The sequence below is a fragment of the Streptomyces sp. ALB3 genome, assembly GCF_044385685.1.
Taxonomy (GTDB): Bacteria; Actinomycetota; Actinomycetes; order Streptomycetales; family Streptomycetaceae; genus Streptomyces.
In genome coordinates this window covers 355607-379369 of record NZ_JBISCE010000037.1, presented here as the reverse complement: position 1 = coordinate 379369, position 23763 = coordinate 355607, and the positions used below count along the sequence as shown (strand labels likewise).

The 23763-nt window shown below is 72.9% G+C and carries 20 protein-coding genes; 4 read left to right on the top strand and 16 right to left on the bottom strand.

Features of this window, described 5'->3' with window-relative positions; translation table 11 throughout:
• Window positions 1–182: 182 nt before the first annotated feature.
• Entirely contained in the window at window positions 183–650 is a 468-nt protein-coding gene (locus tag ACHFIV_RS23750) for an RDD family protein (RefSeq protein WP_398972498.1), read from the top strand.
• Window positions 651–751: 101 nt separating this feature from the next.
• Here the strand turns inward: ACHFIV_RS23750 and ACHFIV_RS23745 are convergent, their stop codons facing one another.
• The 4 genes from ACHFIV_RS23745 to lipB all read right to left on the bottom strand — a co-directional run bounded on the left by ACHFIV_RS23745 (window position 752) and on the right by lipB (window position 3884).
• Window positions 752–1459: a DUF4191 domain-containing protein gene (locus ACHFIV_RS23745; RefSeq protein WP_398972495.1), complete on the bottom strand. Its 708-nt coding sequence runs from the start codon at window positions 1457–1459 to the stop codon at window positions 752–754.
• Between the two features lie 30 nt (window positions 1460–1489).
• The gene (locus tag ACHFIV_RS23740; protein WP_398972493.1) at window positions 1490–1690 is read right to left on the bottom strand and encodes an SCO2195 family GlnR-regulated protein; all 201 of its coding nucleotides are present in this window, start codon (window positions 1688–1690) and stop codon (window positions 1490–1492) included.
• A gap of 282 nt (window positions 1691–1972) precedes the next feature.
• On the bottom strand, window positions 1973–2938 hold the full coding sequence (gene lipA, locus ACHFIV_RS23735) for a lipoyl synthase (protein ID WP_398972490.1): 966 nt from the start codon (window positions 2936–2938) through the stop codon (window positions 1973–1975).
• 127 nt (window positions 2939–3065) lie between these two features.
• On the bottom strand, window positions 3066–3884 hold the full coding sequence (lipB, locus tag ACHFIV_RS23730; RefSeq protein ID WP_398972487.1) for a lipoyl(octanoyl) transferase LipB: 819 nt from the start codon (window positions 3882–3884) through the stop codon (window positions 3066–3068).
• A gap of 315 nt (window positions 3885–4199) precedes the next feature.
• Between lipB and ACHFIV_RS23725 the strand changes: the two genes are divergently transcribed.
• Complete coding sequence (locus ACHFIV_RS23725; RefSeq protein ID WP_398972484.1) at window positions 4200–5819, top strand: regulator; 1620 nt, start codon at window positions 4200–4202, stop codon at window positions 5817–5819.
• A gap of 64 nt (window positions 5820–5883) precedes the next feature.
• On the opposite strand, the gene ACHFIV_RS23720 is transcribed toward ACHFIV_RS23725, so the two are convergent.
• Both ACHFIV_RS23720 and ACHFIV_RS23715 read right to left on the bottom strand, forming a co-directional pair.
• Entirely contained in the window at window positions 5884–7197 is a 1314-nt protein-coding gene (locus tag ACHFIV_RS23720; protein ID WP_398972482.1) for an NAD(P)/FAD-dependent oxidoreductase, read from the bottom strand.
• A gap of 185 nt (window positions 7198–7382) precedes the next feature.
• The gene (locus tag ACHFIV_RS23715) at window positions 7383–8282 is read right to left on the bottom strand and encodes a TIGR01777 family oxidoreductase (protein WP_398972479.1); all 900 of its coding nucleotides are present in this window, start codon (window positions 8280–8282) and stop codon (window positions 7383–7385) included.
• Between the two features lie 88 nt (window positions 8283–8370).
• On the opposite strand from ACHFIV_RS23715, the gene ACHFIV_RS23710 reads away from it, so the two are divergent.
• Window positions 8371–8982 (top strand): GNAT family N-acetyltransferase, encoded by a 612-nt coding sequence (locus ACHFIV_RS23710; RefSeq protein ID WP_398972478.1) that lies wholly within the window; start codon window positions 8371–8373, stop codon window positions 8980–8982.
• Here ACHFIV_RS23710 and ACHFIV_RS23705 read toward each other — a convergent pair.
• The 8 genes from ACHFIV_RS23705 to ACHFIV_RS23670 form a co-directional block, all read right to left on the bottom strand.
• Window positions 8946–9467 carry a DUF4240 domain-containing protein gene (locus ACHFIV_RS23705; RefSeq protein WP_398972574.1) on the bottom strand — a complete coding sequence of 174 codons (522 nt, stop codon included), beginning with the start codon at window positions 9465–9467 and terminating at the stop codon, window positions 8946–8948. The two genes, ACHFIV_RS23710 and ACHFIV_RS23705, sit on opposite strands and share 37 nt — an antisense overlap.
• An 83-nt stretch (window positions 9468–9550) precedes the next feature.
• Window positions 9551–10519, bottom strand: coding sequence for a helix-turn-helix transcriptional regulator (locus ACHFIV_RS23700; RefSeq protein WP_398972475.1), 969 nt, complete (start codon window positions 10517–10519; stop codon window positions 9551–9553).
• A 79-nt stretch (window positions 10520–10598) separates the two neighbouring features.
• Window positions 10599–13268: a pyruvate dehydrogenase (acetyl-transferring), homodimeric type gene (gene aceE / locus ACHFIV_RS23695; protein ID WP_398972472.1), complete on the bottom strand. Its 2670-nt coding sequence runs from the start codon at window positions 13266–13268 to the stop codon at window positions 10599–10601.
• A 270-nt stretch (window positions 13269–13538) separates the two neighbouring features.
• A complete protein-coding gene (locus ACHFIV_RS23690) occupies window positions 13539–14162 on the bottom strand; it encodes a GntR family transcriptional regulator (RefSeq protein WP_398972471.1) in 624 nt (207 codons plus the stop codon).
• A 148-nt stretch (window positions 14163–14310) separates the two neighbouring features.
• Window positions 14311–16128 carry a 2-oxoglutarate dehydrogenase, E2 component, dihydrolipoamide succinyltransferase gene (sucB, locus tag ACHFIV_RS23685; protein WP_398972469.1) on the bottom strand — a complete coding sequence of 606 codons (1818 nt, stop codon included), beginning with the start codon at window positions 16126–16128 and terminating at the stop codon, window positions 14311–14313.
• 56 nt (window positions 16129–16184) lie between these two features.
• The gene (gene lpdA / locus ACHFIV_RS23680) at window positions 16185–17573 is read right to left on the bottom strand and encodes a dihydrolipoyl dehydrogenase (RefSeq protein WP_398972466.1); all 1389 of its coding nucleotides are present in this window, start codon (window positions 17571–17573) and stop codon (window positions 16185–16187) included.
• Window positions 17574–17918: 345 nt separating this feature from the next.
• Window positions 17919–19466 carry a leucyl aminopeptidase gene (locus ACHFIV_RS23675; protein WP_398972463.1) on the bottom strand — a complete coding sequence of 516 codons (1548 nt, stop codon included), beginning with the start codon at window positions 19464–19466 and terminating at the stop codon, window positions 17919–17921.
• A 171-nt stretch (window positions 19467–19637) separates the two neighbouring features.
• Window positions 19638–20426, bottom strand: a complete 789-nt coding sequence (locus ACHFIV_RS23670; RefSeq protein WP_398972460.1) for an adenosylcobinamide-GDP ribazoletransferase — start codon at window positions 20424–20426, stop codon at window positions 19638–19640.
• A gap of 88 nt (window positions 20427–20514) precedes the next feature.
• Here ACHFIV_RS23670 and ACHFIV_RS23665 point away from each other — a divergent pair, with 88 nt between their 5' ends.
• Window positions 20515–21291: a hypothetical protein gene (locus tag ACHFIV_RS23665; RefSeq protein WP_398972457.1), complete on the top strand. Its 777-nt coding sequence runs from the start codon at window positions 20515–20517 to the stop codon at window positions 21289–21291.
• Window positions 21292–21297: 6 nt separating this feature from the next.
• Here ACHFIV_RS23665 and cobT read toward each other — a convergent pair whose 3' ends face one another.
• Window positions 21298–22401: a nicotinate-nucleotide--dimethylbenzimidazole phosphoribosyltransferase gene (gene cobT / locus ACHFIV_RS23660; protein ID WP_398972454.1), complete on the bottom strand. Its 1104-nt coding sequence runs from the start codon at window positions 22399–22401 to the stop codon at window positions 21298–21300.
• Window positions 22402–22515: 114 nt separating this feature from the next.
• Window positions 22516–23718, bottom strand: coding sequence for a bifunctional adenosylcobinamide kinase/adenosylcobinamide-phosphate guanylyltransferase (locus ACHFIV_RS23655; RefSeq protein WP_398972453.1), 1203 nt, complete (start codon window positions 23716–23718; stop codon window positions 22516–22518).
• Between the last annotated feature and the right edge of the window lie 45 nt (window positions 23719–23763).

Here is a 23763-nt window from a genome sequence, read left to right as displayed (position 1 = left end):
CAGCTCGTCTGTGTGGCCAGTGCGGTGGCACACGCTGGACCTGACCTTAGGCAAACGGGATTTCTCCAGCATGACCCATTTGTTTCGCACAAGTTAACCAGGGCGCCGGTGGGCGGCACCTCAGCGACGTGTCCGGTGCCCCGCCCGGCAAGGTGCAAACACGGGCGCAGTACCGTGGACGGGTGGACAACAGGCAAGCAATCGGATCGTGGCTCTCGGGGCCGCGCGCGGCGGCCGAGGAGATGGGCGCCGACTTCGGTCACCGGGGCGAGCGCCTCGGTCTGCCCCAGGAAGGCCCGGGGTCCGTGGCCCCGCTCGGCCGGCGCTTCGGGGCCCTCTTCGTCGACTGGGCCGTGTGCATGGTGATCGCATACGGACTGCTCGCTCGCGGTGACCAGCAGGCGGCCGGTAACTGGGCGCTCGGCGTCTTCCTCGTGATGAGCCTGCTGACGGTCGGAACCGTCGGTTCCACCCCTGGCAAGCGCCTTCTCGGCCTGCGCGTCATCGGTGACGACGGCAGGCGGCTCGGCGTCGTGCGGGTCGTGGTCCGGAGCGTGCTCCTCCTGCTGGTGATCCCCGCCCTCGTGTGGGACCGCGACAGCCGGGGCCTCCACGACCGGCTGGCCCGCGCCGTCCAGGTCCGTACCTGAGCCCGTCGCCCGGCCGGACGCAGACGAAGGGGGGCGGCCCCGGACGAGTGTCTCGTCCGGGGCCGCCCCCCTTCGTACGTGCTTGGCCGGCAGGTGCCCGGTCAGCGCATCTTTCCGCCGCGCGGCATCCGCATGCCCTTCGGCATCGGGCCCTTGGGCAGCGGCATGTTGCTCATCAGGTCGCCCATCGCCCGGAGCCGGTCGTTGGCCGCCGTCACCTGCGGGCCGGTCAGGACCCTCGGAAGCTTCAGCATCGTGGTGCGCACCTTCTTCAGGGGCACCTGGCCCTCACCGTCACCGACGATGATGTCGTGCACCGGTACGTCGATGACGATGCGGGCCATCCGCTTCTTCTCCGCCGCCAGCAGGCTCTTCACCCGGTTCGGGTTGCCCTCCGCCACCAGCACGATGCCCGCCTTGCCGACCGCCCGGTGGACGACGTCCTGGCTGCGGTTCATCGCGACGGCCGGTGTCGTGGTCCAACCGCGGCCCACCCGGTCCAGCACGGCCGCTGCCGCCCCCGGCTGCCCCTCCATCTGCCCGAAGGCCGCGCGCTCGGCACGCCGCCCGAAGACGATCGCCATCGCGAGGAACGCCAGGACGAAGCCCAGGATGCCCGCGTAGACAGGGTGACCGATCAGGAAACCGACGGCGAGGAGGACACCGAAGGTGATGATTCCCACACCAGCGACGACGAGACCCACCTTGGGGTCCGACCGCCTGGTCATCTTGTAGGTCAGGGCGATCTGCTTGAGCCGCCCTGCGTTCTCGGCGCTGTCCGCGCCTTCGGTGTTTGCCTTCCTCGCCATGTAGCGAAGTTTACGTGGCCCGGGAGTGCCCTAGGAACGGTGGTCGGCCACAGCCTTCAGCACGTGGTCCACCTCGACCCGGTCCTGCGCCCTGCGGCGGTCCTCGAGGACCGCCGTCCAGGCGTTGCGGCGGGCTGTGCGCTGGCCGCTGCTCATCAGCAGCGACTCGACCGCGCGGAGCGCGGTGGTGACGGTCGGGATGGCCGTGGCTCGTACCGGTGCGGCGTGCATGGCGGGTGTGCCCCCTCGGAGCGGATGCGCGCGCCCGGCGCGCACTGGGTAGCGGGAAGCAATGACGACGGAGGCCTCGGGAACCACCGCGTATGTACCTAGGGTCACTGCTTGGTGTTACCAGTGCATGACCGGTCGGTCAAACACCAATGAACCTCTGATTTCGGCGCCGCGCACGCCGACGCGGCCCATACGGGCCCCCCACCTGCGGGGGGACGTACGGGCCGCGTCGTCGCGGGTATTACTGTCAGTAGTCCCTTGTGCGCCGGTTCACACGGCGCCTCAGGCGGACGGGGCCCCGGCGGTCGCGCCGCGCCGCTCCATCGCCTGCTGGAAGAGACGTCCCGCGCGGTACGACGAACGCACCAGGGGCCCCGACATGACGCCGGAGTAACCGATCGCGTCGGCCTCGTCCTTCAGCTCCACGAACTCGTGCGGCTTCACCCAGCGCTCGACGGGGTGGTGCCGTGCGGAGGGGCGGAGGTACTGCGTGATCGTGATGAGCTCGCAACCCGCGTCGTGCAGGTCCCGGAGCGCCTCGCTGACCTCCTCGCGGGTCTCGCCCATGCCGAGGATCAGGTTGGACTTGGTCACCAGGCCGGCCTCCCGGGCCCGCGTGATGACCTCCAGGGAGCGCTCGTAACGGAAGCCGGGGCGGATGCGCTTGAAGATCCGCGGGACGGTCTCGACGTTGTGCGCGAGCACCTGGGGGCGCGAGGAGAAGACCTCGGCGAGCTGCGCGGGCTCCGCGTTGAAGTCGGGGATGAGCAGCTCCACCTTCGTGGCGCCGCCCTCCCGGCCGGCGGTCTGGGAGTGGATCTGCCGCACGGTCTCCGCGTACAGCCACGCCCCGCCGTCGTCCAGGTCGTCGCGGGCGACGCCGGTGATCGTGGCGTAGTTCAGGTCCATCGTGACGACGGACTCGCCCACGCGGCGGGGCTCGTCCCGGTCCAGCGCCTGCGGCTTGCCCGTGTCGATCTGGCAGAAGTCGCAGCGCCGGGTGCACTGGTCACCGCCGATGAGGAACGTGGCCTCGCGGTCCTCCCAGCACTCGTAGATGTTCGGACAGCCGGCCTCCTGGCACACGGTGTGCAGGCCCTCGCCCTTCACCAGCGCCTGCATCTTCGTGTACTCGGGGCCCATCTTCGCCCGGGTTTTGATCCACTCGGGCTTGCGCTCGATGGGGGTCTGGCTGTTTCGGACCTCCAGGCGCAGCATCTTGCGCCCGTCGGGTGCGACACCGGACACTCCGGCACCCCTTTGCTTTCGCTGCATTGGATTCTTCGGCGAACACCAGGGTACGCCCGTGGTTAGAACGGTCTTACGTATGGCCAACCTGTGGCCGGCAGGCCCTATTCCGACGGGGCCCGGGCGCCTAGGCGGGGGCGGCGGCCCTCGGGGGTTCCGGGGCCCCGACGACGCGGGGTGCGAGCTCCGCGTTCTCCAGGACGTCCCTCAGGTGCTTCTCCGCGACCGGCAGGACCTCGGCGATCGTGACCTCGCGTCCCAGTTCGGCGGAGAGCGAGGTCACGCCCGCGTCCCGGATGCCGCACGGCACGATCCTGTCGAACCAGGTGTTGTCCGGGTTCACGTTCAACGCGAAGCCGTGCATGGTCACGCCCTTGGCGACCCGGATGCCGATCGCGGCCAGCTTGCGGTCCTCGCGGCGCTGGCCGGCGTTGGACGGCGCGTACTCGGGGCCGTTCAGCCGGGGGTCGAACTCCTCGTCGTGCAGGCGGGGGTCGAAGTCGAGGGAGAGTCCGCCGAGCGCGGGGCGGTCCGCGACCGGGTCGCCCAGCACCCAGACACCACTGCGGCCCTCGACCCGGCTGGTCTCCACTCCGAACTCGGCGGCCGTGGCGATCAGCGCGTCCTCGAGACGACGGACGTGGGCGACCACGTCCACCGGACGGGGCAGCTTCAGGATCGGGTAGCCGACGAGCTGGCCCGGGCCGTGCCAGGTGATCTTCCCGCCGCGGTCGACGTCGACGACGGGGGTGCCGTCCAGCGGGCGTTCGCTCTCCGTGGTGCGGCGCCCCGCCGTGTAGACGGGAGGGTGCTCGAGGAGCAGGCAGGTGTCGGGGACGGTGTCCTCGAACCGGGCGGCGTGCACCTCGCGCTGCTTCTGCCAGGCCTCCTGGTAGTCGACGCGTTCCTCACCGAACCCCAGACGGACGAACCGCAGCTCACTCACTCGGGTGCCTCCCTACTCGCGGTGCCGGAGGGCCGGGGGGTGTCCCCGGAGCCACGTCACCATGCACTGATGTGCGCCCTGAGCCACTGTACGACCGCTCCGGAACACGGGATCCGGCAGGTCGCGCGAGGGAGGGCTCCCGTCATCACTCCACCAATCCTCACACGATCGGATGAACGTGGAGCGAAGGTCGCCGACGCCACCGCCGGGGCGGTTAAGTTCGCGCCGTTCCATGACGGGCTCGCCCGCTCCCGATCGAGGGAGAGCCTGTGAGGGCTGCCCGCCCGGCGCCGAAGGCAGGAGACCTTACAGCTGATGTCGGAACGACCTCCGCAGCGCACCCCGAACAGGCGGCTCGCTGCCCTCATCGCGGAGGCAGGGTTCTCCCATGCGGGCCTGGCCCGGCGGGTGGACCAGCTGGGCCTCGAACACGGGCTCGACCTGCGATACGACAAGACCTCGGTGACCCGCTGGCTGCGTGGCCAGCAGCCCCGGGGCACCACTCCCGCGCTGATCGCCGAGGTCTTCACCAGGCGGCTCGGGCGCCGGCTCTCCGCTCAGGACCTGGGCCTGGACGCGTGTGCGCCCGTCTACGCCGGTCTGGAGTTCGCCGCCACGCCGGCCGAGGCCGTCGACATCGTCAGCGGGCTGTGGCGCAAGGACTCCGGCAGCCACGCGGAGCTGCGCAAGATCGCGTTCACTCCCGCGGGACTGGTGGTCCCCAGCAGGGACTGGCTGATCGGCCGGCCCGACGAATGGATCGGGCGGGGCGCGCCGCCCGACCGTGTGCACGGCACCGCCGGACTGCCTTCCCCGCGTACGTCCGCCGAGGCCCAGGGACCCCGGGTCCCGCACGGGCCGCACCGGACCGGCGGGGCGGTCGCGCCTCAGGCGCCGGGTACGACGCACGCGGCGGGCGCCCCCGGCGTCCGGGCAGGCGGTGCCCGTGGTCCCGGCCCCGCCCGCCCGCCCTCTCCCGCGGCGCCGCCCCTCGGCGTCCCGCGCCAGCGGCAGACGGACCGCGGCACGGGCCAGCGGGTCGGCAGCGGCGACGTCGCGGCCCTGCGTTCGGTGGGGGAGCTCTTCCGCACGCTGGACGACGCCTACGGCGGCGGCCACGCCAGGCAGGCCCTCGTCCGGTACCTGGAACACGAGGCCGAGCCCATGCTCCGGGGGAGCTACGGCGAGGCGATGGGGCGCCGGCTGTTCTCCGCGGCGGCCGACCTGACCCGGCTGGCCGGATGGACCTCGTACGACATCGCGGCCCACGGCCTCGCCCAGCGCTACTTCGTCCAGGCCCTGCGGCTCGCCCAGGCCGCGGGGGACCGGGCGTACGGCGCCTTCGTCCTGATCACGATGAGCAGGCAGGCGGTCTACCTCGGGCACGGCAGGGAGGCCGTCCAGCTCGCACGTGTCGCCCAGCAGGGCATCGGCTCGTCCGCGCCGCCCGTCGTCATGGCCCTCCTGCACTCGGTCGAGGCACGCGGACACGGGGTCCTCGGCGAGACCAGGCCCTGCGTCGCCGCGCTCGCACGGGCGGAGCGCGCGCTCGGGACCTCCCGCCCCGGGGACGACGTGCCGCACTGGGCCCGCTACTTCGACGAGGCCCAGCTCGCCGACGAGTTCGGCCACTGCCACCGCGATCTGCAGCAGTACCGCGTCGCCGCCCAGCACGCCGAGCGGTCACTCCAGCTGCGCGCACCGGCGTACGCCCGGAGCAGGCTCTTCTGCCGGGTGGTGCTCGCCACCGCGCGGCTCGGGCTCGGCGAGCTGGACCAGGCGTGCCTGCTGGGCGCCGAGGCGGCCCAGCAGGCGGCGGAGATGCGTTCGGTGCGCGCGACGGAGTACGTACGGGACTTCGAGCGCCGCCTGGAGCCGTACCGGGACGCGCACGCCGTGCGGGGATACCGCGACCGGGTCGCCGCGCTGGGCTGACCCCGGGCCTCCCGTCCGGACCGGGGGCGGGCCGCCGGCCCGGCGCCCGGTCCGGACGGGAGGCCTACGCCGCCGCCGGCAGTTCCGTCCCGTCCGCCTGTCCCGGACGTATCCCCAGGTCGGTGAGGATCGCCGAGGCGGCGCGCCTGCCCGACCGCAGCGCCCCCTGTACCGTGCTGGTGTCGCGGTGGTCGCCGCACACGTACAGCCCGGCCAGGAGCCGGACCGGCCGGTGCGGGTCGTGCGGCGGTGGCATGGCGGGGACGGCCTCGGGGTCGTGACGCGCTGCCAGCAGCTCCCAGTCGCCGGTGGGCGTCCCGTACAGCGCGGCGAGGTGCGCGCGCACCTCGCCGTCCAGGTCCGGCGGCGGGGGACCGAGCACCGTGGACGTGATCAGCGCCCGGCCGCGCGGGGCACGGGTGGGATCGACCTCGCTCATCACGGCGGTGTGGGCGACCGGCCCCGAGCGGTCGGCGTCCAGCAGCAGCCGGCCTCCGGTCGCCGGTGCCTCCCGGGCCGTGTGGTGCAGCACGGTCACCGGGTGGAAGGCCGGCGCCCGCAGGCCCGGCAGCAGTTCGGCGGCGGCGCCCGCGCCGGTGGCCAGCAGGAGCGACCGGCAGCCCAGCTCACCGTGCTCCTTGGTGCGTACGGAGGTGATGTCGGCGGCCGTGACGTGGACCCCGGTGCGCACGGTCCCGGGCGGCAGGGCGGCCGCCAGCAGTCCGGGGAGCGTCGCGGACCCGCCCGAGGGCACGCAGAGCCGGCCGCGCGCGTAGTCCCGGAGGGTGAGCTCGGCCATGCGGCTCGACGAGGTGAGCCCGGGGTCGCCGAGCAGCGCCGAGAGGAGGGGGCGGAGGAATCCGCCGACCAGACGGGGTGGGAGTCCGCGTGCCGACAGCGCCCCGAGCGCGGTCCTGTCGGGCCGGGCCAGGATCCGGGACTCCGGGGTGGTGGCGAGACGGGCCAGCCAGGCACCGAGCCTGGTCTGTTCGATGGCCCCGCCCAGAGGCGCGTGAGGGGCGCTCGACCGGGAGCGCACAGCACGGAGTGCGCCCCGCGCGCTCCGTACGTCGCCGGCGCGGTACTGCCGCCCCCCGCTGTGGACGAGCACGCCGGGGGCGAAGTCCCGCAGCTCCAGCCCGGTGAGCCCCGGGGTGGTGGTGAGCTCCGGATACGCGGAACTGAGCAGTGGCCCGAGACGGTCGAGCCGGAACCCGTCCACGTCGTCGGTGGCCATCCGGCCGCCCACGTGCGGGGCGGCCTCCAGCACGCTGACGTCCACCCCCGCGCTGATCAGCTCGTGTGCCGCCGACAGGCCGGCGATCCCGGCCCCGATGATGACCACATCCGCGTGGTCTGCTGTGTGTGCCCTGAGCACGTGCCCCTCCCCGAGTCGGTGCGACTGGTGGGGGGCTACTGCCCCCGACAGGCCCCCGGAATGCCCGAGTTCGGGTCGACGCTAGGTGTATGGCCGAGAGAGGCGCAGTCGCGCGCACCCCGGGCACCGGTGCACGGGGTCGCACGACGGCCGGTCCGGCGGTCCAGGGCAGGCCGGTCCGTCGTTCAGCGCAGTGCGGCGCGGATGGCGTCCTCGATCTCCGGGAAGGCGAACGCGAAGCCCGAGTCGAGAAGTTGGCCGGGCAGCACCCGCTGGCTGGTCAGGACGTCCCCCGCGAACTCCCCGAGGGCCGCCTTCAGTGCGGGCGCCGGGGCGGTGAACAGGGTGGGGCGCCGCAGCACCCGCCCCATGGCGGCCGTCACCTGGCCGTTGGTGACCGGGGAGGGGCCGGTCAGATTGACCGGTCCGGACAGCGTCTCCGTGTCCAGGACGTGCCGCAGCGCCGCGATGTGGTCGTGCAGGGCGATGAAGCTCCAGTACTGCCGGCCGCTCCCCATCCGCCCGCCGAGCCCCGCCTTGAACAGCGGGAAGAGCCGGCCCCAGGCCCCGCCCCGCCGGGAGACGACCAGACCGGTCCGCGCGTGGACCGTGCGTACACCCGCCTCCTCGGCGGGCGCCGTGGCCTCCTCCCACTCCACGCACACGGACGGCAGGAAGCCCTCGCCGGGCGGCGCTCCCTCGTCGACCGCGCGGTCGCCGGTGTCACCGTAGAAGCCGATGGCCGACCCGGACAGCAGCACCTTCGGCGGGGTGTCCAGGGAGGCCACCGCCTCCGCGACGGCCGCCGTGCCGAGCACCCGGCTCTCGCGGATCTCCCGCTTGTACGCCTCGGTCCACCGGTGGTCCCCGACCCCCGCGCCCGCGAGGTGGACGACCGCGTCGCAGCCGGCCAGACCCGAGACGTCGACGTACTGCCGCTTCGGGTCCCACTCCACCTCGTCGCCGTCGGCGGCCGGGCGGCGCACCATGCGCACCACCTCGTGCCCGTCGGCGCGCAGCGAACGCACGAGCGCCGCTCCGATGAGTCCGGTCGATCCGGTGACGGCGATGCGGGAATGCGGCATGACGCCCATCCTGCCCCATGTGCCCCCGCTCACGCGGGAGAAGGACGCGTGGAGACCCCGGAAGTGAAGCCGTGGCACAGTGGCGCGCATGTCCGCGCCGCAGTTCAGGTCCCTCCGCCCCGTCCGTCCCGCCCGGCCCGAGGACGAATCCGCTCTCGGGGAACTCGACCGGGCCACCTGGTCGACCCTCCACGCGGTGCAGCCGAGACCGACGCCGCCCTACGAGCCCTTCTTCGACGACCTGCACCCGCCCGGCGACTACCTGGTCGCCGAGGCCGTCACCGGCGCGGGCGACGTGCTCACGGCCGGCTACCTCCGCCTGGGCCGCCCCACCCCGCTGGCATGCAACGCCCATGTCCGTCAGATACAGGGCCTCGCCGTCGCCGGCTGGGCGCGGCGCCACGGCGTCGCACGGGCGTTGCTGCGCGCCGCGTACGCCGAGGCGCGGCGGCGGGGCGCCGGACGCATCACCCTGCGGGTGCTCGGCCACAACACCGCCGCGCGGACGCTCTACGAGGCGGAGGGGTTCGCCGTCGAGGGCGTCCTCCCCGGGGAGTTCTTCCTGGGAGGACGGTACGTCGACGACGTCCTGATGGGCCGTTCACTGACGGCCGGGGCCCCGGAGGACCGCCCGCCCGGACCGGCGGACACCCCGGACGGGGTTCAGACCGGACCGAAGCGTTCCCAGAGCGCGGGGTAACGCTCCGCCAGCGCCGCGTCGTCGTCGAGGCCGAAGGGTGTACCCGCCGGCTGCGTCGGCTGCGGCGTCAGTCCCAGGTCGGGGGTGACCACCCCCGTGAGCTGCTCGTAGGCCTCGTCGGCTGCGTAGCCGACGTCCTCGCCGTCCCCGTCGGCCTCCTCGTCGAAGTCGTCCAGCAGCTCGGCCAGGCTGTCCGGGTCGTGCACCGCGCCCTCGAAGACCTCCCGGCCCTGTGCGATCAGCCAGCAGCGGAAGTAGTCGAACGCGTCGTCGCCCGCACCGCCGAGCAGGACCGCCGCGGCGCCCCACAGGTCCCAGGTGTAGGCCCGGTTGTAGCGGGCCTCGAAGTGCCTGGCGAAATCCAGCACCGAGTCGGGATCGAGCTGCACCAGCCGGTCGACGAGCAGATCGGCGTGGTCCTCGGGGTCGCCCCCGGCGGCCTCGCGGGTACTGTCGATGATCTCCCAGAACTCCGTCTCGTCCATCACGGGTCCAGCATCTGCCCCGACGGCGGGCGACGCACGCCCAGACACCGAAATGAAGCCTTCGGCATCACTTCCGGGCCACTTCAGCGATAGAGGTCGCGCAGTCGTTCGGCGGTGTCGGCAAGATGTTCGCGCAGGGTGGCGGGGGCAAGGACCTCCACCTCGGCTCCGAGGGACAGCAACTGGCTGTACGCCACCTCCTCGGACTCCACCGGCAGGACGACCGTGCGCCGGCCCTCGGCGTCCGGCGCCGAGGCCCCCGCCATCGCCTCGTCGACGGCGGCCCGGTCCACGACGTGCGGAAGGCGCCGCGCACCGTCCTCCGTCAGCCGCAGGGTCACCTCGGTACGCAGGATCGACCGGGCGAACTGCGCGGCCCGCTCCGCCCAGAAACGCGGCAGGTCGAAACCCCCGTCCCGGACGAAACGCGTCCCCGACACGGTTACGGCCGTGAAACGGTCGATCCGGTACACCCGGAAGTCGTCGCCGGCCCGGGCGCAGAGGTACCAGACCCCGGCCTTCAGGACGAGCCCGTACGGGGCCAGCTCACGCTCCACCTCGTCCGGCGGCCGGCGGCTGTAGCGGGCCGTGACCAGCCGGTCGTCCCAGACGGCCTCCGCCAGGGCGGGCAGCAGTCCGGGGGTGGCCGGATCGTGGTACCAGCCGGGGGCGTCCAGATGAAAGCGCCGGGCGGCGGAGTCCGAGGCGTCACGGAGCGAGGGGAGCAGAGCGGCCGAGACCTTCAGCCGGGCGGCGGAGGCGGCGTCGTCGAGCCCCATCTCGCGCAGGGCGGAGGGCAGCCCGGACAGGAAGAGGGCCTCCGCCTCATGGCGGGCCAGCCCGGTGAGCCGTGTCCGGTAGCCGCCCACGAGCCGGTATCCGCCGGCCCGGCCGCGCTCGGCGTACACCGGCACCCCCGCCTCGGAGAGTGCCTGGGCGTCCCGCGTCACGGTGCGCTCCGACACCTCCAGCTCCCCGGCCAGCTCGGCGGCGGTCATGGAGGGCCGGGACTGCAGGAGCAGCACCATCTTGATCAGCCGGGCAGCGCGCATGGACCCATTGTGCGGCGGGCCCGGACCGGCACGGAGGGGGCGGGTGCCGGGCGGCCCGGCACCCGCCCTCCACGCGGACTCACATCCCGTACTTCTCCCGGGCCTCCTTGACCTTCGAGGCAGGGATCTCACCACGGCGGGCCAGCTGGGCCAGCGCCGCGACCGTGACCGACTCGGCGTCGACGCCGAAGTGGCGGCGGGCCCCCTCGCGGGTGTCGGAGAGGCCGAAGCCGTCCGTGCCCAGCGAGGACCAGTCCTGCTCCACCCACTGGCTGATGGAGTCCGGGACCGCGCGCATCCAGTCGCTGACCGCGAGGACCGGGCCCGGCGCACCGGAGAGCGCCTGGGTCACGTAGGGCACGCGCTCCTCACCGCGGAGCAGCGCCTCGTCGGACGCCAGGGCGTCGCGGCGCAGCTCGCCCCACGACGTGGCGGACCAGACGTCGGCCGTGACACCCCAGTCCTCGGACAGCAGCTCCTGGGCCCTCAGGGCCCAGTGGATCGCCGTACCGGAGCCCAGCAGCTGGAGGCGCGGCGCGTCCGCCGCGGCGGGCGTGCCCTCCTTGAAGCGGTACAGGCCCTTGATGATGCCGTCCTCGACGCCATCGGGCATCGCGGGCTGCTGCTTCGGCTCGTTGTAGACCGTCAGGTAGTAGAAGACGTCCTCGGCGTCGGGGCCGTACATCCGCCGCAGACCGTCCTTGACGATCACCGCGATCTCGTACGCGAACGCCGGGTCGTAGTTGAGCGACGCCGGGTTCGTGGAGGCGATCAGGTGCGAGTGGCCGTCGGCGTGCTGGAGGCCCTCACCCGTGAGCGTCGTACGGCCCGCGGTGGCACCGACGATGAAGCCCTTGCCGAGCTGGTCGGCGAGCTGCCACATCTGGTCGCCGGTCCGCTGCCAGCCGAACATCGAGTAGAAGATGTAGAACGGGATCATCGTCTCGCCGTGCGTCGCGTACGACGAGGCGGCGGCGATGAAGTCGGCCATGGCACCGGCCTCGGTGATCCCCTCGTTGAGGATCTGGCCGTCCTTGGCCTCCTTGTAGTACATCAGCTGGTCGCGGTCGACCGGCTCGTACGTCTGGCCGAGCGGGGAGTAGATGCCGGCCGAGGGGAACAGCGACTCCATACCGAACGTACGGGCCTCGTCCGGGACGATCGGGACCCAGCGCCTGCCGGTCTCCTTGTCCCGCATCAGGTCCTTCACCAGGCGGACGAACGCCATGGTGGTGGCCATCTCCTGCTTGCCGGACCCCTTGTACAGGGCCTTGAAGGCGCGCTCCTCGGGCTGCGGCAGCGCCACCGCGTGCACCCGGCGGGCGGGTGCCGGACCGCCGAGGGCGGCACGGCGCTCCTGGAGGTAGCGGACCTCGGGGGAGTCGGCGCCCGGGTGGCCGTAGGGGACCAGCCCGTCCTCGAAGGCGCTGTCCGGGATCGGGAGGCCGAGCAGCTCGCGCATGCCCTTGAACTCGTCGACCGACAGCTTCTTCATCTGGTGGTTGGCGTTCTTGGACTCGAAGCCCTTGCCGAGCGTGTAGCCCTTGACCGTCTGGGCCAGGATCACGGTCGGCGCGCCCTTGTGCTCGACGGCGGCGCGGTAGGCCGCGTAGACCTTGCGGGCCTCGTGGCCGCCGCGGGAGCTGTAGAAGCACTCGGCGATCTTCGCGTCGCTCAGCAGCTTCGCCAGCTCGGCGAGCGCGGGCTCGGAGCCGAAGAAGTGCTCGCGGATGTAGGCCACGTCGCGCGTCGCGTACGTCTGGAACTGCGCGTCCGGGACCTCGCGCAGGCGGCGCAGCAGCGCACCCGTCGTGTCCAGCTGGAACAGCTCGTCCCAGGCGTTGCCCCAGAGCGTCTTGATGACGTTCCAGCCCGCACCGCGGAAGGCGCCCTCCAGCTCCTGGACCACGCGGAAGTTGGCGCGGACCGGGCCGTCGAGACGCTGCAGGTTGCAGTTGATGACGAAGGTCAGGTTGTCGAGCCGCTCACGGGCCGCGAGGGCGAGGGCGGCGGTCGACTCGGGCTCGTCCATCTCGCCGTCGCCCAGGAAGGCCCAGACGTGCGAGTTCGACGTGTCCTTGATGCTGCGGTTGGTCAGATAGCGGTTGAAGCGCGCCTGGTAGATCGCCGAGAGCGGGCCGAGGCCCATCGAGACGGTGGGGAACTCCCACAGCCAGGGCAGCCGGCGGGGGTGCGGGTAGGACGGCAGGCCGTCGCCCCCGGACTCCTGACGGAAGTTGTCGAGCTGCTGCTCGCTGATCCGGCCGTCGAGGAAGGCGCGGGCGTAGATGCCGGGCGAGGCGTGGCCCTGGATGTAGAGCTGGTCGCCGGAGCCGTCACCTTCCTTGCCGCGGAAGAAGTGGTTGAAGCCGGTCTCGTACAGCCAGGCCGCCGAGGCGAACGTGGCGATGTGGCCTCCGACGCCGTACCGGGCGCCACGGGTGACCATCGCGGCCGCGTTCCAGCGGTTCCACGCGGTGATCCTCGATTCCATCTCCAGGTCGCCGTCGAACTCGGGCTCGGCGGAGGTGGGGATGGTGTTGACGTAATCGCTCTCCAGCAGCTTGGGCAGCGCGATGCCGGCGCCCTCAGCGTGCTGGAGCGAACGCCGCATCAGGTACGCGGCGCGGTGCGGGCCCGCGGCCTTGGTGACGGCGTCCAGGGAGGCCGCCCATTCGGCGGTCTCCTCGGGGTCGCGGTCCGGGAGCTGGTCGAGCTCGCTCGGAAGCTTTGCTACGGGGTCGGTCATGATCGCCGCCTTCCGGAGTGGAGGGGGGTGGAGAAGGCCCTGACTGGCAGGACAGGGCGATCGGGCCGGTGGGCCCGCGACTGAACTGTAAGTCGCCGATCGATGATCGATCAAAGGGTGAAGGGCAAAACTTCTCGATATGAAGAAAAGTGGCATGCGGTGCCGCGAAACAGGGCACGGAGTGACGGGATCAAGGGGGTGAAACGGGCGCCGGCCTGCACGGCCGAGCGGACCGCGCCGCAGATGGGCGCGTCTGCTCCCGCCGTGGACTCAGGCGCGCGGCGCGCACCCGAGGACATGCTCCTTCACCAGGACGGCGATCCGCGGGTCCCGCCGCAGGAACGCCTCGATGAGCGCCTCGTGCTCCTCCGCGTACGACTTCTGCACGGTCCCCAGCCAGCGGATCGACAGGGCCGTGAACACCTCGATGCCCAGCCCCTCCCAGGTGTGCAGCAGCACGGCGTTCCCGGCGGCCCGCACCATCTCGCGGTGGAAGGCCACCGTGTGCCGCACCTGCGCCTCACCGTCCGCCAGCCGGTCCGCCTCGTAGAGCGCCGCCACGTGCGGGCTGAGCGCCGAGCAGTCCTCGCCGAGCGCCGGGGCCGCCAGCTCCGCCGCGATCTGCTCGAGCCCGGCCCGTACGGGGTAGCTCTCCTCCAGGTCGGCCGCGGTGAGGTTCCGTACCCGGACGCCCTTGTTGGGGGCCGACTCGATCAGCCGCAGCGTCTCCAGCTCCCGCAGCGCCTCGCGTACGGGCGTCTGGCTGACCTCCAGCTCGGTGGCGATACGGCGCTCCACGATCCGCTCACCCGGCTTCCAGCGCCCGCTGACTATCCCTTCCACGATGTGCTCGCGGATCTGCTCGCGCAGCGAGTGGACGACGGGCGGGGTCATGAGGGGCTCCTTCGGGGCGAACCGGTGCTGCCTGCGCCGACACGGCGGCCGGAGATGACCGGCGGTGTCTAGACAATACGGCGGCGCCCCCGCCCGGAAGGGTTCCGGACGGGGGCGCCGCTGGTGAGGCTGGTTACAGCCGCACGGTTCAGAGACCGAGCTCGACCTCGAACTCGCCCGCCTCGAGGATCGCCTTGACCGTGGTCAGGTAACGGGCGGCGTCAGCGCCGTCCACCAGACGGTGGTCGTAGGAGAGGGAGAGGTAGGTCATGTCGCGGACGCCGATGACGGTGCCCTCGGCGGTCTCGATGACGGCCGGACGCTTGACCGTGGCACCGATGCCCAGGATGGCCGCCTGGTTCGGCGGCACGATGACCGTGTCGAACAGCGCACCGCGCGAACCGGTGTTGCTGACGGTGAACGTCGCGCCGGACATGTCGTCCGGGGTCAGGCCGCCACCGCGGGCCTTGCCGGCCAGCTCGGCGGTCTTCTTCGCGATACCCGCGATGTTCAGGTCACCCGCACCCTTGATGACCGGGGTCATCAGGCCCTTCTCGGCGTCCACGGCGATGCCGATGTTCTCCGAGTCGAAGTACGTGATGGTGCCCTCGCCCTCGTTGATCCGGGCGTTGACGACCGGGTGAGCCTTCAGCGCCTGGGCCGCCGCCTTCACGAAGAACGGCATCGGGGACAGCTTGACGCCCTCACGGGCGGCGAAGGACTCCTTCGCCTGGTTGCGCAGCTTCATCAGCTTGGTGATGTCGACCTCGAGGACCGAGGTCAGCTGGGCCTGCGAGTGCAGGGCCTTCATCATGTTGTCGCCGATGACCTTGCGCATGCGGGTCATCTTGACCGTCTGACCGCGCAGCGGGGACGCCTCCACCTTCGGCGCGGCCTTGGCCGCGGGAGCGGCGGCGGCCGGAGCCGGAGCGGCCGCGGCGGCCTTGGCGGCCTCCGCGGCGGCGACGACGTCCTGCTTGCGGATGCGGCCACCGACGCCGGTGCCCTTGACCGCGCCCAGGTCGACGCCGTTCTCGGAGGCGAGCTTGCGGACCAGCGGCGTGACGTACGCGCCGTCGTCACCGGAAGGCGCGGCCGGAGCCGGGGCGGCCGGAGCCGGGGCGGCCGGAGCAGCCGGGGCAGCCGGTGCCTGGGCGGCCGGGGCGGCCTGGGCGGGCGCCGGGGCAGCCGGAGCGGCCTGGGCCGGTGCCGGGGCGGCCGGTGCCGGAGCGGCCGGGGCGGCGGGAGCCGGTGCCGGAGCGGCCGGAGCCGGAGCGGCGGGTGCCGGGGCTGCCTCCGCCGGGGCCGGGGCCGGGGCGGCCTCCGCCGGGGCGGCACCCGGAGCACCGATGACGGCGAGCTTGGCGCCCACCTCCGCGGTCTCGTCCTCGCCGACGACGATCTCCAGAAGCACGCCGGCGACCGGCGCGGGGATCTCGGTGTCGACCTTGTCCGTGGAGACCTCGAGCAGGGGCTCGTCCTCCGCGACCTCCTCGCCGACCTCCTTCAGCCAACGGGTGACGGTGCCCTCGGTGACGCTCTCGCCGAGCGCGGGGAGGGTGACGTCGGTGCCCGAGGCGGAGGAGGCGCCTGCGGTGTCCTGCGCGGCCGGGGCCTCGGCCGGGGCCTCGGTCTCGGTCGACGGCGCGGCGGGGGCCTCCTCGGCGGCCGGCGCGGGAACGGCCGCGGGCTCGGAGGCCGGCGCGGCCTCGGCCTCGGGCGCGCCCGAACCGTCGTCGATGACGGCCAGCTCGGCGCCGACCTCGACGGTCTCGTCCTCGGCGACCTTGATCGACGAGAGCACGCCGGAGGCGGGCGCGGGGATCTCGGTGTCGACCTTGTCGGTCGAGACCTCGAGCAGCGGCTCGTCGGCCTCGACTCGCTCGCCCTCGGCCTTCAGCCAACGGGTGACAGTGCCCTCGGTGACGCTCTCGCCGAGCGCCGGAAGGGTTACGGAAACCGACATGGTTTCAGTTGCTCCTTACAAATGTGCGGAAGTGGTCGGTCGTCCCCGGGACTGGATCAGTCGTGGGAGTGGAGAGGCTTGCCCGCCAGGGCCAGGTGGGCCTCGCCCATCGCCTCGTTCTGCGTCGGGTGGGCGTGGATGAGCTGCGCGACCTCGGCCGGCAGCGCCTCCCAGTTGTAGATCAGCTGGGCTTCACCGACCTGCTCGCCCATACGGTCACCGACCATGTGGACGCCGACCACGGCACCGTCCTTGACCTGGACGAGCTTGATCTCGCCCGCGGTCTTCAGGATCTTGCTCTTGCCGTTGCCCGCGAGGTTGTACTTGAGGGCGACGACCTTGTCCGCACCGTAGATCTCCTTGGCCTTGGCCTCGGTGATACCGACGGAGGCGACCTCGGGGTGGCAGTACGTCACCTTCGGCACGCCGTCGTAGTCGACCGGCACGGTCTTGAGTCCGGCCAGGCGCTCCGCCACGAGGATGCCCTCGGCGAAGCCGACGTGAGCCAGCTGGAGGGTCGGGACCAGGTCGCCGACGGCCGAGATCGTCGGGACGTTGGTCTGCATGTACTCGTCGACGAGGACGTAGCCGCGGTCCATCGCGACACCCGCCTCCTCGTAACCGAGGCCCTGCGAGACGGGGCCGCGGCCGATCGCGACCAGCAGCACCTCCGCCTCGAAGGTCTTGCCGTCGGCGAGGGTCACCCGCACGCCGTCCTGCGTGTACTCGGCCTTGTCGAAGAAGGTGCCGAGGTTGAACTTGATGCCGCGCTTGCGGAAAGCGCGCTCGAGGAGCTTGGAGCTGTTCTCGTCCTCGACCGGGACCAGGTGCTTCAGTCCCTCGACGATGGTGACCTCGGTCCCGAAGGACTTCCACGCGGACGCGAACTCGACGCCGATGACGCCGCCGCCCAGGACGATCGCGGACTTCGGGACGCGGTCCAGCTTCAGCGCGTGGTCCGAGGAGATGATCCGGTTGCCGTCGATCTCCAGGCCGGGCAGCGACTTCGGCACGGAGCCGGTCGCCAGCAGCACGTGGCGGCCCTGGACACGCTGGCCGTTGACGTCCACCGAGGTGGGCGACGAGAGACGTCCCTCACCCTCGATGTAGTGCACCTTGCGCGAGGCGATGAGACCCTGCAGACCCTTGTACAGGCCCGAGATCACGTCGTCCTTGTACTTGTGGACGGCCTCCATGTCGATGCCCTCGAAGGTGGCCTTCACGCCGAACTGCTCGGCCTCACGGGCCTGGTCGGCGATCTCGCCGGCGTGCAGCAGCGCCTTCGTGGGGATACAGCCGTTGTGCAGGCAGGTGCCGCCGACCTTGCCCTTCTCGATCAGTGCGACGTCCAGGCCCAGCTGAGCTCCGCGCAGGGCCGCGGCGTAACCGCCGCTACCACCGCCGAGGATCACTAGGTCGAAAACGGTGCTGGCGTCGTTCGCCACGTCACGTCCTCCATGCATGTGCGCCGTATGCCGGGCCCCGTCGCTGGGGTGTGACCGGCCGGTCGGCTGGTGTTCGGCCGCTTGCGTTATTCGGCCCTGTGGTGGGGGCCCTGTCCTGCCGAGAACCCATCTTCGCACTTGTTGGGGGCGGACGGGACGCGGGCCCCTGCTCCGGGCCGGACCAGGATCCGGCCCGGCCGGTTACCGGTGCGTACAGATTTCCGGAAATATGCCGGCCGGAGCCGTACGGTGAACACCCGCGGCCCCGGACGTATGCCCGGGGCCGTCCACGCCGCGAGCGGCCCCCGCGCACGGGGGCCGCTCGCGGCGCGCGCTCCCCGGGACTCAGCCGAGGTCGCCGGCCGCGGTGCGCTCCGCCAGCCGGACCAGGGTGCGGACCGCGGAACCGGTGCCGCCCTTGGGCGTGTAGCCGTACGGCGCGCCTTCGTGGAACGCGGGGCCCGCGATGTCCAGGTGCGCCCAGGCGATGCCCTCGCCCACGAACTCCTGCAGGAACAGACCGGCCACCAGGCCGCCGCCCATCCGCTCGCCCATGTTGGCGATGTCGGCGGTCGGGGAGTCCATGCCCTTGCGCAGGTCGGCGGGGAGCGGCATCGGCCAGGAGGCCTCGCCGACCTCTTCGGCGATCTCGTGGACCGACGTACGGAACGCGTCGTCGTTGGCCATCACGCCGAAGGTGCGGTTGCCGAGGGCCAGGACCATCGCACCCGTCAGGGTCGCCACGTCGACGATCGCGTCCGGCTTCTCCTCGGAGGCGCGGGTCAGCGCGTCGGCGAGGACCAGCCGGCCCTCGGCGTCGGTGTTCAGGACCTCGACGGTCTTGCCGCTGTACATGCGCAGCACGTCACCGGGGCGGGTGGCGTTGCCGGACGGCATGTTCTCGGCGAGGGCCAGCCAGCCGGTGACGTTGACCCGGAGGCCGAGGCGGGAGGCCGAGACGACGGCCGCGAACACGGCGGCGGCACCGCTCATGTCGCACTTCATCGTCTCGTTGTGCCCGGCCGGCTTGAGTGAGATGCCGCCCGAGTCGTAGGTGATGCCCTTGCCGACCAGGGCGAGCGTCTTCTCCGCCTTGGGGTGGGTGTAGGACAGCCTGACGAGGCGCGGGCCGTGCGTGGAGCCCTGGCCGACGCCGAGCAGACCGCCGTAGCCGCCCTTCACGAGCGCCTTCTCGTCCAGGACCTGCACCTTGATGCCGTGCTCCTTGCCTGCGGCGCTGGCCACGGCGGCGAAGGACTCGGGGTACAGGTCGTTCGGCGGGGTGTTGACCAGGTCGCGGGCCCGGTTGATCTCCTCGGTGACCGCGACGGCGCGCTCGGCGGCGGCCTTGAAGGCCTTGTCGCGCGGCTTGGCGCCGAGCAGGACGACCTCGCCGAGCGGAAGCTTGGCGTCGTTCCTGCCGGAACCGGCGCTCTTGGGGGCGAGCTTGTTCTCGCCGCCCTGGTAGGCGGTGAACGCGTACGCGCCCAGCAGAGCGCCCTCCGCGACGGCCGCCGCGTCCTCGGCGGACTCCACCGGCAGGGCGAAGCCGGCCTTCTTCGAACCCTTCAGCGCACGCGCGGCGCTGCCCGCGGCCCGGCGCAGCGCCTCGGCGTCGTAGGCGTCGTCCTTCGCCGGGACCTGACCGAGCCCGACCGCGACGACGACCTGGACCTTGAGGCCGGACGGGGCGGGGAGCTTGGTCACTTCGCCCTCGGCACCGGAGGCGCCCAGGGTCTCCAGGACGGTGGCGAGCTTTCCGTCGAACGCCTTGTCCACGGCCTCGGCGCCCGGTGCGACGACCGGCCCCTTGGCTCCCTTGGCGAGGCCGACGACGAGTGCGTCGGCGCGCAGCGTCGCCGCACCTGAGGTGCTGAGAGTGAGAGCAGTCACGGTGGTGAATTCTCGCTTCCGTTGAGTTGTGTGCCGGTCGAGGGGTGGGCCGACCGTGCCCGGCGCATCGTAGATGCCGCGGCGACGCGCCGGGAACGAGCCTACGCGCGCCCGTGCTTCCGGCTCACAGGGGCGGGGCCGTCCGGGGAGGGCAGCCGGCGAGTGGGCCGGTCAGGACGCCGACAGCGACAGCGCCAGCAGGACCACCGTGGCGGCCGTCTCCGCCAGTGCGCCGAACACGTCACCGGTCACTCCGCCGAAGCGCCGCACACAGTGACGCAGCATCAGCTGCGCGGCTCCCAGACCCGCCAGGACGGCGAGGGCGTGGTGCGGGGCGGCGCCGTGCCCTCCCACCGCGGCGCCGGCCGCCGCGCAGCCCACGACCACCGCACACGCCACGGCCGCCGCGCCCCGGCGCGGGACGACACCCGCCACCGCGGCGCCGAGGCCCTCCGGGCGGGCGGGCGGGACACCCCGGCGCGAGGCCAGCGTGAGCGCGAGCCGGGCGGTGACGGCGGCGACGACCGTGCCCAGGGCGCCGTCCGCCCAGCCGCGCCCGTAGAGCTCGAAGAGCGCCGCCACCTGGGCCAGCAGCACCAGGACCAGGGTGACCACCCCGAACGGACCGACGTCCGACTGCTTCATGATCCGCAGCGCGTCCTCGGCCGGTCTGGCGCTGCCGAGCCCGTCGGCGGTGTCCGCGAGCCCGTCCAGATGCAGCCCGCGGGTCAGCGCCGCGGGGAGCGCGGCGGAGGCGACCGCCGCCGTCAGGGGACCCGACCCGACCAGCAGGAACAGCGCTCCCGCCGAGGCCGCGAGCAGTCCCACGGCGAGTCCGGCGAGCGGGGCGCACAGCATGCCGGCCCGGGCGGTACCGCGGTCCCAGCGGGAGACGCGGACGGGGAGCGCGGTCAGGGTGCCGAAGGCGAAGCGCAGGCCGTGGCTGTTCAGGGTGGTCACCGCGCGCAGGCTAGCCGGTGCGGGAGCACCCCGGATCGGGCAAAGTGACCCGAAAGGCCGCAGACGCGGGTACCCGGGTGGAGGTGGGATGGGTCACTGGTTCGAGCAGAACATCGTCGATCCGGGGAAGCTGCCGCTCCTGCTCGCCCTGAGCGCCTTCGTACTGACCTTCGCCGTCACCCGGATGATCACCCGGCTGATCAGGGCCGGGAAGGGCCCGTTCCGCAACATCACGCCGGGCGGGGTCCACGTCCACCACGTGGTGCCCGGTGTCGTGCTGTCGGTGGTCGGCGGCTTCGGCGCGGTCGCGAGCGGCCAGCACGGTACCGCCGCCTATCTCTTCGCCGTGGTCTTCGGGCTGGGAGCCGGTCTGGTCCTCGACGAGTTCGCGCTGATCCTGCACCTCGACGACGTGTACTGGACCGAGGAGGGCCGTCAGAGCGTGGAGGTCGTCGTCCTCACCGCCTCGCTCGTCCTGCTCGTGCTCGCGGGCTTCTCACCGCTCGGCGTGGACGAACTGACCGGCGAGCAGCAGCAGAACAGACTGGGCGTCGTCCTGACCTATCTCTTCAACTTCGGGCTGGTGCTGATCGCCCTGTTCAAGGGCAAGACCAGGATGGCGGTGGTCGGCACCCTGCTCCCGTTCCTCGCGCTGATCGCGGCGCTGCGGCTGGCCCGGCCCGCGTCGCCGTGGGCGAAGCGCTTCTACCGCCGGCGCCACCGGGCCCGCGCGCGAGCGGTACTGAGGGCGTATCACCACGACGTCCGCTGGGCGGGGCCGCGCCGCCGGTTCCAGGACCTGATCGGCGGAGCCCCGAACAGGACCCCGCTGCCGGCCTCCCGCCCCGGCGGCGACGGCCCCTGAGGCGGCTCAGGCAGTCGTCCCCGTGGCCGCCGGATCCCCCGCGGGCTCCTCCGCGTCGTCCTGCGGTGACTCCTGCGCACGTTCGGGCAGTTCCGCCGCCAGAGCGGCCGCGGCCTGGACGAGCGGCAGCGCCAGCAGGGCCCCGCTTCCCTCGCCCACGGTCACCCCGTGGTCCAGCAGCGGGGTCAGGGCCATCCGGTCCAGCGCCTTGAGCTGCGCCGGCTCGCCGCTCACCTGTCCCGCCAGCCACCAGTCCGGCGCCCGGAACGCCGCCCGCTGGGCCACCAGGGCGCAGGCCGCCGAGACCACTCCGTCCAGGACCACGGGCATCCGGCGCACCGCGCTCTGCAGCAGGAACCCGGTCATGGCCGCCAGGTCCGCACCTCCCACGGCCGCCAGCAGCTCCAGCTGGTCGCCGAGCACCGGCCGGGCCCGCCGCAGCGCGTCCCGGATCGCCGCGCACTTGCGCATCCACGCCAGGTCGTCGATGCCGGCCCCGCCGCGCCCCGTGACCACCGAGGCGTCCGTCCCGCACAGGGCGGCGATCAGGGTCGAGGCGGCCGTCGTACCGCCGACACTCAGATCACCCAGCACCACGAGGTCCGTGCCGGAGTCGGCCTCCTCGTCCGCGACGCGGATCCCGAGCCGCACGGCCTCCTCGGCCTCCTCGGCCGTCAGCGCGTCCTCCACGTCGATCCGGCCGCTGCCGCGCCGCACCCGGTGGCGTACGACGGCGTCGGGCAGCAGCTGCGGATCGCAGTCCAGGCCGGCGTCCACGATCCGCACCGGGACGGAGAAGCGGCGGGCCAGTACGGCGACGGGGCTCGCCCCGTCCAGCGCCGCCCGGACGAGCTCGTGCGCGGTCCCGGCAGCCCGGCCGGAGACCTCCAGTTCCGCCACGCCGTGGTCGCCGGCGAACAGGACGACACGCGGCCGCTCGATCGCCCTGACCGGAACCGACTGCTGGGCGGCCGAAAGCCATTCAGCGAGCTCGTCGAGCCGCCCGAGCGCGCCGACGGGGACGGTGAGGCGCTCGCGCCGTTCCTCGGCGTCGCGCCGCACGCCCCCGTCGGGGCGTTCGATCAGGTCGGAGAAGTCGTCCAGGTTCACGGGAAACTGCCTCGCGGGTCGTCACGGGGTGGGCCGGAACCCGCCGGGGGGCTCCTGGGCGGAACAGTACCCGGCGCTCCCTGCCGCATCCCCGGCCCCGCACCCGCCCGGGGCTCAGCCGCGCAGCACCAGCGCCTGCCCCGCCACCACCAGCAGCACCTGCTCGCACTCGGCGGCGAAAGCGGCGTTCAGGCGGCCCAGCTCGTCCCGGAAACGCCGCCCGGAGGCCGACGCCGGGACCACTCCCGAGCCGGTCTCGTTGGTCACGGCGACGACCGTGCGACGTGTTCCGCGCACCGCCCGGACCAGTTCGGCGACCCGTTCGCGCAGCTCCTCCTGACCGCCGTCCGCCCACCGGCCGTCGTCCCACGCCCCGACCCGGTCCATCGCGTCCGTCAGCCACAGCGACAAGCAGTCGATCAGCAGCGGCGGGCCGTCCTGCTCCAGCAGACCCGCCAGCTCGCAGGTCTCCTCCGTGCGCCACGCGGCGGGCCGGCGCTCCCGGTGCAGCCCGATCCGGGCGTCCCACTCGGCGTCCCCCTCGCGGCGGCCGCCCGTCGCCACGTACACCACCTCGGGGAACGTCTCCAGGCGCTGTTCGGCCTCCACCGACTTCCCCGACCGGGCCCCGCCCGTGACCAGGGTGCGCCGCGGCACCTCGGGCACCGCGTGGTACGCGCCCACCGGCAGGGTCGTCCCGTCGGGCACGGCCCGCGCCCCGCCGGCCGCGAGCCGCCGGTCCAGTCCCGCACCGGGCGGGGCGTCGTGGTCCAGATGGACGGCGATCACCTCGGTACCGGGTACCACGGCCTCGACGGCCCGCAGCCGGGCCACGGCGTCCGGCCGTGCGATCACGTCGCAGACGACCATGTCGTACGGCTGCGCGACCCGGTCGGCCAGACCGGCCGGGGAGGCCCCGGGCGGCAGATAGAGCAGGCGTTCACCCTCAGGCGACGTCACCTCGTACCCGGTGCCCGGTGCGTCCATCGCCACGGCACGGATCCGGTGCCCGCTGATCAGCGTCAGCTCCTGGCCGTCCGGGACGCGCCCCGCCGGCGGGAGGGAGGCGGGCAGCTCCACCGCGGGTCCGTCGTGCGGGTGGGTCAGCAGCACCTGCCGTACGGCGGCCAGCGAGTGGCCCGCGCGGGCGGCGGCGAACACGGCGCCCGGGGTGAGGTCCAGCAGCAACGCGTCGTCCACGAGCAGCGCGGTCGCGGCGCGTGCCCCGGCGCCCCGGGAGGACGCGCAGACGGCGCACGGGCAGTCTGGCCGCGGCAGCCCGTCGGGGGCTCCGGTGCCGAGCAGTGTCAGTTCCACGCTCCGATCCTGCCGTGTCCATGAACCACCTGCGCGCCCGGGACA

What these genes read in the sequence shown, in the direction of transcription:
- ACHFIV_RS23745 (WP_398972495.1), bottom strand. Translation starts at nt 1,459, where the DNA reads ATGGCGAGGAAGGCAAACACCGAAGGCGCGGACAGCGCCGAGAACGCA.
- ACHFIV_RS23740 (WP_398972493.1), bottom strand. Translation starts at nt 1,690, where the DNA reads ATGCACGCCGCACCGGTACGAGCCACGGCCATCCCGACCGTCACCACC.
- ACHFIV_RS23725 (WP_398972484.1), top strand. Translation starts at nt 4,200, where the DNA reads ATGTCGGAACGACCTCCGCAGCGCACCCCGAACAGGCGGCTCGCTGCC.
- ACHFIV_RS23715 (WP_398972479.1), bottom strand. Translation starts at nt 8,282, where the DNA reads ATGCCGCATTCCCGCATCGCCGTCACCGGATCGACCGGACTCATCGGA.
- ACHFIV_RS23710 (WP_398972478.1), top strand. Translation starts at nt 8,371, where the DNA reads ATGTCCGCGCCGCAGTTCAGGTCCCTCCGCCCCGTCCGTCCCGCCCGG.
- ACHFIV_RS23705 (WP_398972574.1), bottom strand. Translation starts at nt 9,467, where the DNA reads ATGGACGAGACGGAGTTCTGGGAGATCATCGACAGTACCCGCGAGGCC.
- ACHFIV_RS23700 (WP_398972475.1), bottom strand. Translation starts at nt 10,519, where the DNA reads ATGCGCGCTGCCCGGCTGATCAAGATGGTGCTGCTCCTGCAGTCCCGG.
- aceE (WP_398972472.1), bottom strand. Translation starts at nt 13,268, where the DNA reads ATGACCGACCCCGTAGCAAAGCTTCCGAGCGAGCTCGACCAGCTCCCG.
- ACHFIV_RS23690 (WP_398972471.1), bottom strand. Translation starts at nt 14,162, where the DNA reads ATGACCCCGCCCGTCGTCCACTCGCTGCGCGAGCAGATCCGCGAGCAC.
- sucB (WP_398972469.1), bottom strand. Translation starts at nt 16,128, where the DNA reads ATGTCGGTTTCCGTAACCCTTCCGGCGCTCGGCGAGAGCGTCACCGAG.
- ACHFIV_RS23665 (WP_398972457.1), top strand. Translation starts at nt 20,515, where the DNA reads ATGGGTCACTGGTTCGAGCAGAACATCGTCGATCCGGGGAAGCTGCCG.